Source organism: Amycolatopsis keratiniphila, from assembly GCF_000400635.2.
Lineage (GTDB): Bacteria > Actinomycetota > Actinomycetes > Mycobacteriales > Pseudonocardiaceae > Amycolatopsis > Amycolatopsis keratiniphila.
This window is the reverse complement of record NC_021252.1, coordinates 8,460,884-8,477,653: the sequence shown is the minus strand read 5'-3', so window position 1 is coordinate 8,477,653 and position 16,770 is coordinate 8,460,884. Positions and strand designations below refer to the sequence as shown.

The following is a 16,770-nucleotide window of genomic DNA, read 5'->3' as shown; positions in this document are numbered from 1 at the left end:
CGACGGGGAGCCGGTCCGATCAGGCCCCGTCGCGGCAGCGAAGCAGGAGAGCTCGAGCCACGACGCCACCTTAACCGCGCGATCTCCCGAAAGGAAACCCGGGCCGCGATCGAACCGTGACCACAGTGGCGCCCATTCGGGTTACTCGCGGGTAGCAATCGGACCAGGCGACGTGCCACACTGCCCGGCATGGGCGAGCACGCTGAAGAGAAGGAAACCGCTGATCAGGCGACCCGGCGCAAGGTCGATTGGCGGGCGGGCGGCAGCCGCGCGGCCGGGATCCTGGCGAGCGTCGTCCGCTGGGTCGGCCTGATCTTCGCGGCCATCCTGGTGCTGCACGTCGTCTTCGTGATCGGCGAGGCGAACCCGGACAACGGCATCGTGTCCTTCGTCCGCGGCTGGGCCGACGGGCTCCTGCTCGGCTTCAAGGACCTCTTCATGCCCGAAGACGCCAAGCTCCGCGTGCTGATCAACTACGGCATAGCCGCGATCTTCTGGATGGTCGTCACCGGGATCCTCGCGAAGATCATCCGGCGTGTGGGCGGTTCCGCTTAGTCTCGGAGCATTACGCTCGGAAGATGTTCGCGCGGGCGGTGCCCTACGAGATCGTCGCGATCGGGGCTTCGGCGGGCGGAGTCAAGGCGCTCCTGACGGTGCTCGCGGCCTTGCCCGCGGGCTTCCCGGTGCCCGTGGTCATCGTCCAGCACCTCGATCCCCATCACGACACGGTGCTCGCCGAGCTGCTCGACCGGCGGTCGCGCTTGCGGGTCAAACTGGCCGAGGACGGCGAGCCGGCCGAGCCCGGTACCGCCTACATCGCCCCGCCGGACCGTCATCTGCTGATCGGGCCCGGCGGAGAACTCCGGCTGTCGGAGCGGGACAAGGTGAGATTCGTCCGGCCGTCGGCCGACCTGCTCTTCGAATCCGTCGCGCTGGTCTGCGGTGCCGCGGCGCTGGTCTGCGTGCTCACCGGAACCGGTTTCGACGGCTCGGCGGGCGCGAGGGCGGTCTCTTCCCGTGGCGGTACCGTGATCGCCGAAGATCCGAGTACCGCGGAATTCAAAGGCATGCCACAGGCCGTCGTGAACGCCGTGGCGGTCGACCTGACGCTGCCGCTGGAAGGGATCGCGGCCGCGCTGGTGGCCCTGATCGAAGGAACGAGATCGCTGTGACCGCGTATGACGCCGGCGCCGACGACGAGCGTGAGCTGGAATCCCTGCTGACGTTCATCAAGGATTCCCGCGGCTTCGATTTCACCGGCTACAAACGCACGTCGCTCGGCCGCCGGATCCGCAAGCGGATGCAGACGGTGAGCTTCGAGAAGTACGCGGATTACCGGGATTTCCTGGAAAGCAACGCCGACGAGTTCCAAGAACTCTTCAACACCATTCTGATCAACGTCACCGGTTTCTTCCGCGACCCGGCGGCGTGGGACTACCTGCGGACGGTGGTCGTCCCCGGTCTGATCGCGAAGGCCGACCCTGATCAGGACATCCGGATCTGGAGCGCCGGGTGTTCGAGCGGCGAGGAGGCCTACACCCTCGCGATCATCTTCGCCGAACACCTCGGTATCGAAGCCTGCACGAAACGGGTCAAGATCTACGGCACCGATGTCGACGAGGAGGCCCTGCGCGAGGCCAGGGCCGGGGTGTACTCCCTCAAGGCGCTGGAAAAACTCCCCGACGAGGTGAAAGCGAAGTACTTCGAACCGAACGGCGCCCTGTTCGCCTTCCGCCGTGACCTCCGCCGCCGGGTGATCTTCGGCAGGCACGACATCACCCGCGACGCCCCGATCTCACGGGTCGATCTGCTCGTCTGCCGCAACACCCTGATGTACTTCAACGTCGAAGCGCAGACGAAGATCATCGAGCGGTTCCATTTCGCGCTCAACGAAGGCGGCCACCTTTTCCTCGGCAAGGCCGAGATGCTGATCGCCGACGGATCCCGGTTCGAGGTCACCGACATGCGCAACCGGGTGTTCCGGATCCAGGCCGGTGCGGGTGCGGCGAAGCCGGCGCGTTCCGATCTCCTGCCGTCGTCGGAGGCCGGAAGGATCAATCGGCGCCAGGTGGCCGAACTGGCCTTGGCGGCCTCGCCCGATTCGGTGGTGGTCGTCGACCGGGACGGCATGGTCGCGTTGATCAACGGCGCGACGACGCCGCAATTCGGGCTCTCCCCGGACAAGGTGGGCACTCCGTTCGGTGAGCTGGAGATCTCGTCCCGGCCGATCGAACTCGGGTCCTTGGTCGACCGGGCCCACAGCGAGCGCCGGAGTGTGCGGGTCAACTCCGTGCGATGGGACAGGAACGACGGCGAGACACGGTATTTCGACGTCATCGTCAAACCGCTGCTCACCGGTGACGGCGAGGATCTCGGCGTCGCGATCACCCTCATCGACACCACCGAGGCCACCCGGCTCCAGCAGGAGGTCAAACGGGTGCAAGAGGACCTGGCCACGGCCTACGCGGAAGTCCAGTCGACCAACGCGGAGCTGGAGACGGTGAACGAGGAACTCCAGTCGAGCATCGAGGAACTCGAGACGACGAACGAGGAACTCCAGTCCACCAACGAGGAACTGGAGACCACCAACGAGGAACTCCAGTCGGGCAACGAAGAACTCGAAACGATGAACGAGGAGCTGCGGATCCGCACCGCCGAGCTGGACGAGGCACGCACCTTCCTCGAAGGGGTGCTGTCCAGCGTCGCCGCCGGCGTGGTCGTGCTCGACAGCGATCTGCTGGTGCGCAGCTGGAACCGCGGCGCCGAGGACCTGTGGGGCATGCGCGCCGACGAGGTCTACCGGACGGACTTCTTCACGCTCGACTTCGGCCTGCCGACGGACGGGCTTCGCGACATGGTCGAGATCTGCAACGAGACCGGCCACCGCGCACTCCCGGTGGAGACCGACGCGGTGGACCGGAAAGGCAGGCCGTTCACCGCCTCCGTCAGCTGTTCGCCGCTGGGCGGGCCGGGAAGTGGCGTCGTGCTGCTGATGGAGAAGCGGCGGGAGTGAGGTCGTCGCCCTGGGGGAGCAGGTCCGCGACCGTCAGGCGGCGGCTCATCAGCCGTTCGGAGAGGTCGCCGATCCGCATGTTGTGACCGCGGGCGTAGCGCCGCAGCACCCGGAACGCGCCCTCCGGGCTGACTTCCAGCCGGGCGGACAGCAATCCCTTGGCCTGCTCGATGATCACCCGGCTCGACAGCGCCCCCTGCAGTTGCCGCGAGGTCGTGGTCAGCCCGGTGATCGTCCGGTGGTTGAGCATGGCGATCGTCGCGACGTCGGCGAGTGCGTTCGCGATGCTCAGCTCGGTCGGCGGCAGCGGCGCCGTCTCCGTGGTCAGGATCGTCACCGCGCCGAGCGTGTCTTCGCGACGGCTGAACGGGAACGCGTGCACCGACCGGTAGCCGAGGGAAAGCGCGGCGGGAGCGAAGCCGCTCCAGCGCGACGTCGCTTCACCGAGGAGCACGTTGACGACCGGCTCCCCGCTCGCCTCGCTCTCGACGCCGGGCCCTTCTTCGGCGAAGAGCTCGCCGAGCGGTGGCGTTTCGAGCCGTTCGTCGGTGTCCACCACGACGGGGCGATCGCCGGAGGCGGTCAGGTGCACCGACGACGAAGCGATCAGCTGGGTGTACCGATCCGCCACGCAGAGCCAGTAATTCGCCGGATCCAGCGTGGGAACGAGAGTGTCCGCCAGCTCCACCAACGTGTCGGCGACCCATTTTTCGCGATTCCGCATCAAAAATCGGCCTTCCTTGGGGGCAGCCAACGCTAGTCCTCTTGTTGCGGTCGCGGAAGCCGCCTCACTCAGCCATCCGGGTCACATCCGCGGGGCGGCCGCGAGCGTACGCTCGCCTCATGTGGGACGGCACCGGTGGCCGGTACGACCAGTCGGCCCTGCGCGAACTGGTCGAGGCCGAACGAGGGCGTGCGGATCGCGCCGCGGGGGTGGCCCTACGGCACGAAATCCTCATGGAAACGGCCGTCGAAACCATGCGACCGTTCCACCGGAGGATGGCGCGGCTCCATCGCGCCACCGAAGGCAGGCACCGGGCGGCGGCCGAGCTGCACGCGGGCTACGTCGCCGCGGTGAACGACTGGGCCGCCGGACGGGCGGGCGCCCCGCCGGCGTTCATGGCGGCGGTGGCCGAGAAGGCCGGCGTCCCGAGCCTCGCGGTGACCTTGTTCAGCAGCCCCGGAACCGCGGCGCTGGTCGTGTCCGATTCCCTCGCCGCCAAGGCGAACGATCTGGAGTGCGTCTTCGGTGAAGGGCCCTCCCGGGAAATGCCCGGCGTCTGCGGTGAGCGGGAACTGTCGAGCCGGTGGCCCCGGTTCGGGCCCGCCGCGAGGGAACTCGGGGTCCGGGCGGTGGTGTCTGCCCGGCTGGGGCTGCGGGAAGCGCCGCTGGGCACCCTCACCGCGTATCGGCCAGAACCCGAACCGGACGCGGAAATCGCCCGTTCGACGGAACTGGTGGCCGACGCGCTCACCGCGACCGCGTTGCATCCGAGCACCCGCCTCGACGCCGAAGACGGGCTCCCCGTCCATCCGTTGTTCGGCGACCTGGACCTCGAGGTCGTGGTGCATCAGGCCACGGGGATGGTCATGACCACCCACGACTGCACCGCCTCGGACGCGCTGGCCCTCATCCGGGCGCACGCCTACACCCGGGACGAAAGCGTCATCGACGTCGCCAGGACGATCGTGGGCCGGACATCGACGCTCAGCTGACACCGAGCCTTTCGTACGCCTCGACGGCGGCTTTCGGGTCGTCCGCCTGGAATTTCACGACGCGGACGGTCTCGGTCGCCCCGAGCGGCCGGGTCACGGTGATCGGCTCACGCAGTTCGGCGACCAGGTTCGTCTCGTAGAAGTTGTCGTACCTGAGCCAAGTTCCATCGCGAAACGCCTTCGCCTTGGCTGGATCGTGGCTCTCCTTGGCCTGCCGGAGGGAGGCGATGTTCTCTCTCGGGATCCGTACGTCGTAGAACGAGCTGTAGCGCACTCGCACCTCGCGCGAGGAGATCACGTGCGGCCGGACGACGGTGCCGGCGTAGACCCCGAACACCAGCAGCGCCGAGTACACGCCGAGGGCGAGCAACAGGACGTCCACGACGAGGCCGAAGTCGATCAGCCAGAAAAGCCCGGCTTCGAAGGCGCTCGCCACGGCCAGGACGATGAAGATCGGCTTACCGCCCGAACCGTACGGCACCGGGACGGCGTCCCCGTCGATTCCGTCCTTGCGGCGGGTCAGATACAGCCAGAGCCCGGCCATCGTCCGTGACTCGTTGCGGAGAATCCTGCGGAATGCCCCCATAACCCCAGGTTAGCGATCGAACCCGGTCAGGATCTTCACCGCGTCGGCGGATCCCGGGTCCTTCGGGGTGTAGATCTCCAGCCGGTGGTCGGGGCTGTCGGGCTGGAGCCACACCTGGTAGTCGACGCTCACCGCACCGACCGTGGGGTGCCGCAGATGCATGGCGCCGACGGTGCAGTCGGCGACGTCGCCGGTCGCCCACAGGGTCGCGAATTCGTCGCTGCGCATGGTCAATTCGCCGATGAGCGCCGCCAGCCGGGCGTCGGTGGGGTAGCGACCGGCGGTCAGCCGCAGATAGGCGACGTGGATCGGGGCGAGTTCGGCCCGGTTGCGGTGCAGCTCGCGGGTGAGCGGGTCGAGGAAGAACATCCGGGGCAGCGACGGCCGCCGTTCCGAATCCTCCGGGGCGTCGAAGTCGAGGTGTTCGGCCATGAGCGAATGCCCGCCGTGGTTCCACGCGAGCACGTCGCCGCGACGGCCGAAGACGAGCGCCGGCACGGTCTCGCCGAGGTTCTCCAGCAGCGCGAGCACCCGGGGATGCGGTTCTTCCGGGCCCGGGTCGGACATCTTCGGGAGCGAGGACCGCCGGGCGAGGTTGTACAGATGCGCGGTCTCGACGTCGTCGAGCCGCAGCGCGCGGGCGAGCGCGTCGAGCACCTGCTGTGAAGCGGTCTCGGCCAGCCCTTGTTCCAGCCGCGTGTAGTACCCGGCGCTCACCCCGGCGAGCTGGGCGAGCTCCTCGCGACGCAGCCCGGGCACGCGGCGCGAGGTGCCGTAGGTGCGCAGGCCGATCTCGGCGGGAGTCACCCGGTCACGACGGCTTTTGAGATACACGCCGAGGCTTTCCATGACTCCGAGCCTAAGTACTTCGCCCGCCGCGTGGGTGTACCCGCGAGGTGTACCCATGGCACGGGGATGGTTGCCGTCCCGAAGCCGGTACAGCGTCGAGGGCATGACACGACAGCACACCAGGGCCTGGTTCGGCCTGCTGGTGATCCTCTGCCCGGTGTTCCTGGTCTCGATGGACGGCTCGATCCTGTTCCTCGCGATGCCCAGGATCAGCCAGGCGCTCACGCCCACGGCCGACCAGGCGCTGTGGATCCTGGACGTCTACGGTTTCGCGGTCGGCTCGCTGCTGATCGCGTTCGGCGCGATCGGCGACCGGTACGGACGGCTGAAGCTGCTGATGATCGGCGCCGCCGTGTTCGGCCTCGGCTCGGCGGGCGCGGCCTTCGCCCCGAATCCGGAAACGCTCGTCGCCTTCCGCGCGCTGATGGGACTGGCCGGTGCGACGCTGCTGCCGTCCGCGCTGGCCGTGCTCAGCGAACTCTTTCCCGACCCCCGGCGGCGGGCGCGCGCCATCGGGATCTTCGCGGCCGCGTTCGCCGCCGGTTTCGCGATCGGCCCGGTCGTCGGCGGGGTCCTGCTGGAGCGGTTCCCGTGGGGCTCGGTCTTCCTGGTCAACCTGCCGGTGATCGCGGTGTTCCTGGCGCTCGCGCCGGTGCTGTTGCGCGAGGTGCGAGCGGCCGGGACGGGCCGCGTCGACGTGCCGAGCGTGGCGCTCTCCGCCCTCGGTCTCCTGCTCGCGATCTACGGGATCAAGCACGCGGCCGCCGACGGCCTGTCCGTCTTGCCGGTCGCCGCCGGGATCGCCGGTGCCGCGCTGCTGACGTGGTTCGTCCGGCGGCAGCGCGGTCTGGAGCACCCGCTGATCGAGTTCTCCCTGTTCCGCGACCGTGTTTTCACCATCGCGATCGTCACCGGGCTGGTGCCGCTGGCCGCGTGGTCGGCGGCCGCGTACCTGTCGGGGATCCACCTGCAGTCCGTGCTCGGCCTGCCGGTCCTGCACGCGGCGCTGCTGGCGCTGCCCGGCGCGGCGGTCCTCACGATCATGTGCGTCGTCACGCCCGCGCTGGTCGACCGGGTCGGCAAGCGAACGGCGCTGGTCGCCTGCCATTTCTCCATCGCCGCCGGGCTGGCGCTGCTGCTCATGACCGGGGTCACGGGCGGGGCGGGCTGGTACGTCGCGTCGACGGTGGTCGCCGGGATCGGCTACGGCATCTCGTTCAGCGTGGTGGCCGACACGGCGGTCGCCGCGGTGCCGGCCGAGCGGGCGGGGGCCGCGGGCGCGATCGCCGAGACCAGCAACGAGATCGGCAACGCGCTGGGGATCGCGCTCATGGGCTCGCTCGCCGCGCTGGTGTTCCGCCTGACGGGACCTGATCTCGCGCCCACCCTGGGGGAAACCCTCGCTATCGCGCCCGCGACCGCTCTTGACGCGAAGGAGGCCTTCGTCGCCGGTCTGCACACCGCCGTCGTGGTGCTCAGCCTGCTGCACGTCGGGCTAGGGGTACTCGCTCTGCGGTGGCTCCCTCACTCGGAGAAGGCGCTCGTGCCCCAGGCGTCGGCGTAGGCGAATTCGGCCAGGGGAACGCGCTCACGCGGCGCCTTCTCGCGCTCGATCCGCCAGTCCTCTTCGAGCACCGACGGGTCCGCGGCGTGGCCGACCGCGATCGCGACCTTGGGGACGACGTCGTCAGGGAGGCCGAAGAAGTCCTTCGCCGCTTCGGCGGAGAAGCCCGCCATCTGGTGCGCGATGAGGCCGAGGTCGACGGCCTGGAGCACGAGGTTCTCGCTGGCCAGGCCCAGCCCGTACTCGGCGTACGGGACGTCGCCCTTCTCGTTCGTGGTCACCATCACGCCGATCAGCAGCAGCCCGGCGCGACGCGCCCACGCGCGGTTGCCCGAGTTGAGCGTCGAGAGGATGCGGTCGAACGACGGCGTGCCCCGCAGGCCGACCAGGTAGCGGGCGGGCTGGGTGTTGCCGAACGACGGCGCCCAGCGAGCGGCTTCGAGCAGCGCGCGGAGCTGGTCTTCGGACACCGTGGCGGCCTCGTCGTAGGCGCGCGGGCTCCACCTGGCGGCCATGATCGGCGCGATCGGGGTACTCGTTCGGGCGGGTTTGTGCATTGGCGGACGATAACAAGGGGTGCTCTCCGTCACTAAAGTGAAAGCCCTCCGACTATTTCGTTGGTGTTAAGGAAGATTTACTTCGGGAAGTCCTCTATGTGGTGGTCAGGACCACTTACGAGGGTGGCGGGCGTGCGTGACCCCGGTAGGCTTTCGCCCAAATAAGGGACGCGGGGGCTCCTCGGTGCCCACGAGGAGCACGCCCGGCCCGTCGAGGAGGTTCGGGCGTGGCCCTCGTGGTCCAGAAGTACGGCGGTTCGTCGCTGGAAAGTGCCGACCGGATCAAACGCGTCGCGGAACGCATCGTCGCCACCAAGAAGGCGGGCAACGACGTGGTCGTCGTCTGCTCCGCCATGGGCGACACCACCGACGAGCTGCTCGACCTGGCTCAGCAGGTCAACCCGGCTCCGCCGGAGCGTGAGATGGACATGCTGCTCACCGCGGGTGAGCGCATCTCCAACTCGCTGGTGGCGATGGCGATTTCGGCGCACGGCGCGGAGGCCTGGTCGTTCACCGGCTCGCAGGCGGGCGTGGTGACGACGTCGGTGCACGGCAACGCGCGGATCATCGACGTCAGCCCCAGCCGTGTGACGGAGGCCCTCGACCAGGGCTACATCGCGCTGGTGGCCGGTTTCCAGGGCGTGTCGCAGGACACCAAGGACATCACCACCCTCGGCCGCGGCGGTTCGGACACCACCGCCGTCGCGCTGGCCGCGGCGCTGAACGCCGACGTCTGCGAGATCTATTCCGATGTGGACGGTGTGTACACCGCCGATCCCCGGGTCGTGTCCGACGCCCGCAAGCTCGACACCATCGCCTACGAGGAGATGCTGGAGCTCGCCGCGAGCGGATCGAAGATCCTACACCTGCGCTCGGTGGAGTACGCGCGCCGCTACGGCGTCCCGATCCGAGTCCGTTCTTCCTACAGTGACAAGCCGGGCACCACGGTGACCGGTTCTATCGAGGAGATCCCCGTGGAACAAGCGTTGATCACCGGTGTGGCGCACGACCGCTCCGAAGCCAAGATCACGGTGACCGGCGTACCCGACACCACCGGTGCCGCCGCCCGGATCTTCCGCGTGATCGCCGACAACGAGATCGACATCGACATGGTGCTGCAGAACGTGTCCAGCACCGTCTCCGGCCGCACCGACATCACCTTCACGCTGTCGAAGGCCAACGGGGCCAAGGCCGTGCAGTCGCTGGAGAAGATCAAGGACGAGATCGGCTTCGAGTCGGTCCTCTACGACGATCACGTCGGCAAGGTGTCGCTGGTCGGCGCGGGAATGCGTTCGCACCCCGGTGTCACGGCGACGTTCTGTGAGGCGCTCGCGCAGGCGGGCGTCAACATCGAAATCATCAACACCTCGGAGATCCGGATCTCGGTGCTCATCCGGGACGCGCAGCTCGACGACGCGGTGCGCGCGATCCACGAGGCGTTCGAACTCGGCGGCGACGAAGAAGCCGTCGTCTACGCGGGGAGTGGTCGCTGATGTCGGAAGGTTTGCGGGTAGGCGTGGTCGGGGCGACCGGCCAGGTCGGCGGCGTCATGCGCCGTCTGCTGGCCGAGCGGGGTTTCCCGGTCGCCGAAATGCGGTACTTCGCTTCGGCGCGGTCCGCCGGTTCGAAGCTTCCTTGGCGTGACGGGGAAATCGTCATCGAGGACGCGACGACCGCGGATCCGTCCGGTTTGGACATCGCGCTGTTCTCCGCCGGTGGCTCGACCTCCAAGGCCCAGGCGGAACGGTTCGCCGCCGCCGGCGCCACGGTGATCGACAACTCGTCGGCGTGGCGGATGGACCCGGACGTCCCGCTGATCGTCAGCGAGGTCAACCCGGAGGCGGTCAAGGAGGCGCGCAAGGGGATCATCGCGAACCCCAACTGCACCACCATGGCCGCGATGCCGGTGCTCAAGCCGCTGCACGCCGAAGCGGGCCTGGTGCGGCTGGTCGCCAGCACCTACCAGGCGGTGTCCGGCAGTGGGCTCGCCGGCGTCGAGGAGCTGGAAGGCCAGCTCGCCGCGGCCGCGGCGAACGCGGGCGCCCTGACCCACGACGGCGCGGCGGTGGCCTTCCCCGAGCCGAAGAAGTACGCGCGGCCCATCGCGCACAACGTCCTCCCGCTGGCCGGGTCCATTGTGGACGATGGCGAGTTCGAGACGGACGAGGAGAAGAAGTTCCGCAACGAGAGCCGCAAGATCCTGAGCATCCCGGAGCTGCGGGTCTCGTGCACCTGTGTGCGGGTGCCGGTGTTCTCGGGGCACTCGATCTCGATCAACGCCGAGTTCGCGCAGCCGCTTTCCGTCGCCCGCGCGACCGAACTGCTGACCGGCGCGCCCGGCGTCGAGCTGTCGGACATCCCGACCCCGCTGCAGGCCGCCGGGCAGGACCCGTCGTACGTCGGGCGGCTGCGGACGGACCCGGGTGTCGAGGGCGGTCGCGGCCTGGTGCTGTTCCTGTCGAACGACAACCTGCGGAAGGGCGCGGCGCTCAACGCCGTGCAGATCGCGGAACTGGTCGCCGCGAACTCCTGACCCCGTGCAAGGAACGGTCCTTTCCTTGCGAAATCTGCAAGGAAAGGACCGTTCCTTGCATCCGCCGGTCCGCCTTCGCTTGGCGAAATGACCGATTGATCACCATATGCACGGTTTCTGGACGGGGTCGTGAGTGATAATGAGGGTTAGAACCGCCCAAATCACTCACGACCCCTGCTCAAAGTGAACAAGTCGGACATTTTGCCGCCGAATGTGCCCCTTGTGGACGGTCGGAATCGGGTCCCGCGCGCCGAGACGCATTCAGAGGACTAAACGCGCGTGGCACCCGCGCAGGCCGCGTACCGCGTCGCCAGGAACTCGCCCCGCGGATCCCCGCTGTAGGACCAGACCCCGCCATCCGCCCGCGTCCCCAAGTGCCGGAACTGCTCGACGGCCTCGTCGAAGCGCCCGTTCTCCACGAGCGCCTTCGCCAGGTACGCCCGGTCTCCCCGTTTCTCCGGATAGTCTTCGCCGTCGAGCAGCGCCAGGATCCCGTCGAGCGCGCCGGAGACCTGCGGCTCCCGCCACGCGGGAACGTCCTGGAACTCGGCTTCGTGCGCGGCGACCAGCAGCAGCGGGGCCAGGTTCGGCGACTCCGCGGCCGCGGTCTCGGCGAACTCCCACATCAGCTCGTTCGAGCCGAACCACTTCGCGCACCAGTACTGCAACGCCCGCGAGTGCGCGCCGCGATGCCGCGGGTCGCGGGCGACGAGTTCCGCCCAGACCTTCCGGTACTGGTCGTTTTCGTACTGCCGCCCCATCGCGATCGTGAGCGCGGTCACCCACGGCGTCGGGTCTTCGGGAGCGAGCCCGGCCGCCTCGTGCACGGCGTCCTCTGCCTGCTCCAGCACCCGGAAGAACGCGGCGAACTGCTCCTGCGTGACGTGCTTCGCCTGCAGTGAACTGCGCACCTCCCAAGCCACGTCCACCAGTGACGCCGCGTTGACGAGCGCCGCGCCGGGGTCGCCGGGGCGGGCCTTCCGCCACGCGCGCAGCCACTCGTCGTCCTTCGCGGCGGCCTCGCCGAGCGCGCCGGTCACCTGATCGCGGCGAGCCCAGTTCCCCTGGGTCGACGCCAGCAGCGCGGCGGCGCCTTCCCACTCGCCGCGAGCAGTCGACTCCTGCACGGCGAGGATCTCCGTGTCGGTCCAGTACTCCTTGGCCGACACCTCGCCGTCGGCCGGGAGACCCCAGCGCGTGACGTCCGGGATCCTGCCCTTGAACTTGGGCTTCTCCGGCGGCAGCAGCGCGGCGAACTCTTCCGGCGTCAGCACGTTCTTGAGTTCGTCGATTTCGACGCCACGCCGCTTCGCCTCTTTCATCATGGCGAAGACGGCCTTGCGTTCACGGGATTTGAGCAGCCAAAGCATGGAAACTCCTTAAGAGCGAACGAGAGTGAGGGCCGGCCGATAGCCGGCGGGCACTCCGGCGGCCGTCAGCAGCGCGCGCAGCGGCGCGGTGTCGGATTCGGCCGCGGTGGCCTGGTCGAGCGCGGGTTCCAGCCGGTCTTCCAGCGGCTCGTCCACGGCGAACGGCGCCGGCCCGGACCACGAAAGCGACCATCGCCCCGCGCCGACGTCGGTGAGCGCCGCGTGGACGACCACCGTCAGCCGCCGGCGGACCGAGACGACGGCGAACTCCCGGCGGGCGCGCGGCCCGGCGCCGGCGGGCGGCTCCGAATCGGGATCGGCCAATTCCTCGTGCCTGCCCGCGTCGAGCAGGTCCAACGCCATGTCGAGGGTGCGTTCGCCCAGGACCTCGGCGGCCGCTTCGGCGGCGGCGTGACGGCGGCCGATGGCGACCAGCGACTGCCAGTCCGTCCGCCGTTTCGTGTGCGCCTCGTCGGAGAAGACGGTGAACAGCGCCTCGTCGAGCATCTTTTCGGCGCCGGTCAGCAGTTCGGTCGCCGGACGTTCGCCGCCGGGGCGGACCGGGATCCGGGCGCCCGCTTCGAGCGTCGCGACCCGGTCCCGGGTGGCCGGATGCGTGTCCCAGCGCGACGTCTCGTCCTCCGACGGGTTCCGGCGGATTTCCTCCATCTGCTGCGCCCTGGTCGGATCGGTGAGCAGCGCGCGGTAGCCCTCGCCGAACCGGTCCGGGAGGTAGCCCGCGTCCCAGCCGATCGCGGCGTAGTTGTTCATGAAGAACCGCCAGGTGACGGCCAGCGCTTCGATCTCGCGCAGGGCCGAGGTCGCCGCATCGGTGCCCGCGAGCCGTGCCGAGACGGCGTCGGCCGCGAGTTCCTGAGCCCGGCAGACACTCATCGAGACGACGAAGTAGAGCTTCGCGTACTGCTTGAAGAGCCAGCCGACGAAGCGCTCGAAATAGCCGTCGCGGTCGAGGCCGTCGACCACCCGCGCGATCGACTTCCGCCCGCGATAGGTCACCGCGGCGAAGCGGGTGTCCTTGTTGCTGTAGTGCCCCAGTTCGTGCGCGAGCACGGCGCGGAACTGGTCCTGGCGCAGGCCCATGATCAGCGGGACACCGATGATCATGCGGCGGCGCAGCACCCGCAGCCCGAGCCACGAGGTGCGCTCGGCGACCGCGGCGTTGACGTCCGGATCGAGGTAGATCTCGTCCGGCGGACGGGTGCCCGCCTCGGCCGCCAGCTCCCGGACCAGCGCCCAGAGCGCGGGCTGGGACTCCGGCGTCACCTGGACGCCGGGTACGTCGTCGTCGGTCACCCGCTCGACCGTGAGCAGGGTCTTGAGCAGGATCCAGCCGACCGGCACGGTGATGATGCCGAGCTTCACCGCCGCGATGACGTTGTGCTGCAAAGCCAGTACTTCGAGTGTCACGATCCCGCCCACGAACGCGAGCACGAGCAGCGGGAACCCCGCCAGCAGGACGGCAGCGAGCAGCCCACGAAAAGACTTCACTGTGAAACGGACCTTCCCCAGAGTTGGTGTACCCCCGACACCGAGCGCTCATTGTGCCCGAAGCGCCTCTCACGGCCGATCACTTTTCGAGTACGATCGAAGACTTCGGGATGAACATCACCCCGGGTCTCCGCTGTCGCATGTGGACTGTCCATTGTGGAGCCGGTTAATTGCCTTGTCCGGTTCGCCCGGGCGGTGCATTCTCAACGGCGACAAAACGTTTTCCACGAAGGGAAAGTCATGTACACGGCGGTCGAAGGCTCGCGGGTTCCGATCCGGATGTGGGCGGACCCCGCATCGGTCGAGGACCAGGCCATGCGGCAGCTGCACAACGTCGCCAACCTGCCGTGGGTGCACGGCGTCGCGGTCATGCCCGACGTCCACTACGGCAAGGGCGCGACCGTCGGCAGTGTGATCGCGATGCGCGACGCGGTGTCCCCGGCCGCCGTCGGCGTGGACATCGGCTGCGGGATGAGCGCGGTGCGGACCTCGCTCACCGCCGCCGACCTGCCCGACGACCTGCTGAAGCTCCGCCGCCGGATCGAATCGGCCGTCCCGGTCGGCTTCGGCCTGCACAAGACCCCGGTGAACCCGGCCAAGGTGCACGGTGTCGGTGGCTGGGACGCCTTCTGGAAGTCCTTCGGCGACCTGCATCCCGGCGTCCAGGACCTGCACGACCGCGCGTCGCGCCAGATCGGCAGCCTCGGCGGCGGCAACCACTTCATCGAGGTCTGCCTCGAACAGGGCGGCGAGGACGAAGGCCGCGTGTGGCTGATGCTGCACTCCGGTTCGCGCAACATCGGCAAGGAACTCGCGGAACGGCACATGGCCGTCGCGCGGAAGCTGCCGCACAACGCGGATCTGCCGGATCCGGACCTCGCGGTCTTCGTCGCGGGCACGCCGGAGATGCAGGCGTACCGGCGCGACCTGTTCTGGGCGCAGGACTACGCGGCGCGCAACCGCGCCACCATGGTCGCGCTCGTGAAGCAGGCACTGAAGGACGTCGTGCCGCAGACGACGTTCGACGACGCGATCAGCTGCCACCACAACTACGTCGCCGAGGAGACCTACGACGGCATCGACCTCCTGGTGACCCGCAAGGGCGCGATCCGCGCGGGTTCGGGTGACCTCGGGATCATCCCGGGCAGCATGGGTACCGGTTCGTACATCGTGCGCGGCCTCGGGAACGCGTCGTCCTTCCAGTCCGCGTCGCACGGGGCGGGCCGCCGGATGTCGCGGAACAAGGCCAAGAAGCTGTACACCGCCGAGGACCTCGCCGCGCAGACCGCCGGCGTGGAATGCCGCAAGGACTCCGGCGTGGTGGACGAGATCCCGGCCGCGTACAAGGACATCGAAACGGTGATCAAGGCGCAGACGGATCTCGTCGAGGTGGTCGCGCACCTCAAGCAGGTCGTCTGCGTGAAGGGCTGAAACGTGGGTGGTGTGCCGGGGAACCCGACATACCACCCACGTTTCTCGCTACTGTGGTCTTCATGAAGAGGTTGGGAATCGCGGCGCTCCTGGCGGCCGCCGGGCTCGCGCTGGCGGGCTGCAGCGAGGTCACGAACGCCGTCGATCAGACGAACAAGGCCGCGACGAAGGTCGGTGCCTGTGCCGAGGCGCTCAGCCTCACCGACCTCAATCCGGACCCGGCGACGATCAAGGAACGCGCCGCGGACAAGGAGAAGCGCCTGCGTGAGCTGGCGAACAGCGTCGGCGAGCAGAACGTCGCGAGCGCGCTCACCGGCATGGCCGATTCGTACCTGCAGGTGCAGAAGGAGAACATCCAGGACGCGGGCAAGATCGCGGACTGGACCAAGCGCAACCTCGACCGGATCGAGGCCCTCCGCAAGGTCTGCGCCTAGCCCCTCTCGAAACGCATCAGGAGGAGGTGAGCGCGGGCACCTGGGCGGGGGTACGGGACCGGCGCCAGAACAGGCCGAACGAAGCGATCGCCAGCGCGCCCAGCGCCGAAGCCGCGAACCCCCAGCCGGGGCTCGAATGGTCGATCACGAACCCGATGATCGGGCTCCCGATCGCCAGCCCGATCCGGCTGGCCGCGTCCAGCAGGCCCATCGCCTCGCCGCGCACCCGCGGCGGCGCCGCCGCGCTGACCGTCTCCGTGCTCGCGGCGAGCGTCGGCGCGCACAGCACGTTGCTCGGGAAGAGCACGATCGCCAGCAGCCACCACGGGTGGTCGATCAGCCCGACCGGCAGGGTCAGCACCGCGAGCAGCACCATCAGCGTGCCCTGCGAAAGCGACCGCCGGACCGCGCCGTGGATCGCCCCGCCGAGCACGGAAGCGACGCACATCAACGTGATCAACAGTCCCGACCAGGCGATGTCCCCGCTCGCGCGCAGCGTCGCCAGCGCGGCGAGTTCCATGCCGACCAGGCAGAACAGCGCGCCCGCGGCGATGAACATCGCCATCACGAGCCGTCCGGTGAGCCAGCTCCGCACGGGCGGCCGCTCCCCGGTGAACACCTCGGCGTCGGCCTCGGCGCGGATCGGCGGGTTCTGCCGGTAGATCAGCGTCGCCGAAAGCGCGAAGCAGACCCCGATACCCGTGAGCGCGTAGACCGCGGGCAGCTGCGTGATCGCCATGATCCCGGCCGACGGCCCGATCATGAACGACGCCTCCACCAGGATCGTGTCCAGCGAGTAGGCCGCTCGCCGCTGCTCCAGCGGCACGAGCGCGGTGAGCACCAGCCGCGCGAGCGTCCCGGCGGGCACCGACAGCACACCCGCGGGGAGCGCGACCGCGAGCAGCACCTGATACGGCAGATGCGGCGCGCTGATCCAGAACGTCGACGAGGCCACCCCGCAGATCGCGACCACCGGCCGCAGCCCGTAGCGGTCGACGTACCGGCCGACGAGCGGCGCCCCGATCGCGCTGCCGAGCGTGGTGGCGGCGCCGATCAGCCCGGCCGCGCCGTAGCCGCGGCCGAGGTCGTTGACCACGTACAGCGTCATCGTCACGCCCATGGCCGTCATCGGGAGCCGGGCCAGGAACATCAGCAGCATCGAGCTGGGAACTCCGGGCACGGCTAACACGCGACGATACGGAGCGAGG

At 69.0% G+C, this 16,770-nt stretch carries 16 protein-coding genes; 9 read left to right on the top strand and 7 right to left on the bottom strand.

The window, feature by feature from the left end; genetic code table 11:
• Window positions 1-189: 189 nt before the first annotated feature.
• The 3 genes from AORI_RS79350 to AORI_RS79340 are packed head-to-tail and all read left to right on the top strand — an operon-like array spanning window position 190 to window position 3,013.
• Window positions 190-555 (top strand): hypothetical protein, encoded by a 366-nt coding sequence (locus tag AORI_RS79350; protein WP_016337921.1) that lies wholly within the window; start codon window positions 190-192, stop codon window positions 553-555.
• Between the two features lie 23 nt (window positions 556-578).
• On the top strand, window positions 579-1,172 hold the full coding sequence (locus tag AORI_RS79345; protein WP_016337920.1) for a chemotaxis protein CheB: 594 nt from the start codon (window positions 579-581) through the stop codon (window positions 1,170-1,172).
• Window positions 1,169-3,013, top strand: a complete 1,845-nt coding sequence (locus tag AORI_RS79340) for a CheR family methyltransferase (protein ID WP_016337919.1) — start codon at window positions 1,169-1,171, stop codon at window positions 3,011-3,013. The genes AORI_RS79345 and AORI_RS79340 overlap by 4 nt, the downstream gene beginning before the upstream one ends.
• Here the strand turns inward: AORI_RS79340 and AORI_RS79335 are convergent.
• The gene (locus AORI_RS79335) at window positions 2,946-3,737 is read right to left on the bottom strand and encodes an ANTAR domain-containing protein (protein ID WP_063751888.1); all 792 of its coding nucleotides are present in this window, start codon (window positions 3,735-3,737) and stop codon (window positions 2,946-2,948) included. The genes AORI_RS79340 and AORI_RS79335 overlap by 68 nt on opposite strands.
• A gap of 119 nt (window positions 3,738-3,856) precedes the next feature.
• Between AORI_RS79335 and AORI_RS79330 the strand changes: the two genes are divergently transcribed.
• Window positions 3,857-4,729: an ANTAR domain-containing protein gene (locus tag AORI_RS79330; RefSeq protein WP_016337918.1), complete on the top strand. Its 873-nt coding sequence runs from the start codon at window positions 3,857-3,859 to the stop codon at window positions 4,727-4,729.
• Here the strand turns inward: AORI_RS79330 and AORI_RS79325 are convergent.
• Window positions 4,722-5,315 (bottom strand): hypothetical protein, encoded by a 594-nt coding sequence (locus tag AORI_RS79325; RefSeq protein WP_228688265.1) that lies wholly within the window; start codon window positions 5,313-5,315, stop codon window positions 4,722-4,724. The two genes, AORI_RS79330 and AORI_RS79325, sit on opposite strands and share 8 nt — an antisense overlap.
• Window positions 5,316-5,324: 9 nt before the next feature.
• Entirely contained in the window at window positions 5,325-6,164 is an 840-nt protein-coding gene (locus AORI_RS79320; RefSeq protein ID WP_016337916.1) for a helix-turn-helix transcriptional regulator, read from the bottom strand.
• A gap of 103 nt (window positions 6,165-6,267) precedes the next feature.
• Here AORI_RS79320 and AORI_RS79315 point away from each other — a divergent pair, with 103 nt between their 5' ends.
• Complete coding sequence (locus AORI_RS79315; RefSeq protein WP_043848442.1) at window positions 6,268-7,728, top strand: MFS transporter; 1,461 nt, start codon at window positions 6,268-6,270, stop codon at window positions 7,726-7,728.
• On the opposite strand, the gene AORI_RS79310 is transcribed toward AORI_RS79315, so the two are convergent.
• Complete coding sequence (locus AORI_RS79310; RefSeq protein WP_016337914.1) at window positions 7,689-8,285, bottom strand: nitroreductase family protein; 597 nt, start codon at window positions 8,283-8,285, stop codon at window positions 7,689-7,691. The genes AORI_RS79315 and AORI_RS79310 overlap by 40 nt on opposite strands.
• A gap of 227 nt (window positions 8,286-8,512) precedes the next feature.
• Between AORI_RS79310 and AORI_RS79305 the strand changes: the two genes are divergently transcribed.
• A complete protein-coding gene (locus AORI_RS79305; protein ID WP_016337913.1) occupies window positions 8,513-9,778 on the top strand; it encodes an aspartate kinase in 1,266 nt (421 codons plus the stop codon).
• Window positions 9,778-10,818, top strand: coding sequence for an aspartate-semialdehyde dehydrogenase (locus tag AORI_RS79300; protein ID WP_043848441.1), 1,041 nt, complete (start codon window positions 9,778-9,780; stop codon window positions 10,816-10,818). Before AORI_RS79305 ends, AORI_RS79300 begins: the two co-directional genes overlap by 1 nt.
• 269 nt (window positions 10,819-11,087) lie before the next feature.
• On the opposite strand, the gene AORI_RS79295 is transcribed toward AORI_RS79300, so the two are convergent.
• A complete protein-coding gene (locus AORI_RS79295) occupies window positions 11,088-12,188 on the bottom strand; it encodes a hypothetical protein (protein WP_016337911.1) in 1,101 nt (366 codons plus the stop codon).
• 9 nt (window positions 12,189-12,197) lie between these two features.
• Entirely contained in the window at window positions 12,198-13,697 is a 1,500-nt protein-coding gene (locus AORI_RS79290) for a M48 family metallopeptidase (protein WP_016337910.1), read from the bottom strand.
• A gap of 240 nt (window positions 13,698-13,937) precedes the next feature.
• Here AORI_RS79290 and AORI_RS79285 point away from each other — a divergent pair, with 240 nt between their 5' ends.
• Entirely contained in the window at window positions 13,938-15,128 is a 1,191-nt protein-coding gene (locus tag AORI_RS79285) for an RtcB family protein (protein ID WP_016337909.1), read from the top strand.
• A gap of 62 nt (window positions 15,129-15,190) precedes the next feature.
• The gene (locus AORI_RS79280) at window positions 15,191-15,562 is read left to right on the top strand and encodes a hypothetical protein (protein WP_043849240.1); all 372 of its coding nucleotides are present in this window, start codon (window positions 15,191-15,193) and stop codon (window positions 15,560-15,562) included.
• Between the two features lie 16 nt (window positions 15,563-15,578).
• On the opposite strand, the gene AORI_RS79275 is transcribed toward AORI_RS79280, so the two are convergent.
• A complete protein-coding gene (locus AORI_RS79275; RefSeq protein ID WP_016337907.1) occupies window positions 15,579-16,721 on the bottom strand; it encodes an MFS transporter in 1,143 nt (380 codons plus the stop codon).
• Window positions 16,722-16,770 lie beyond the last annotated feature (49 nt).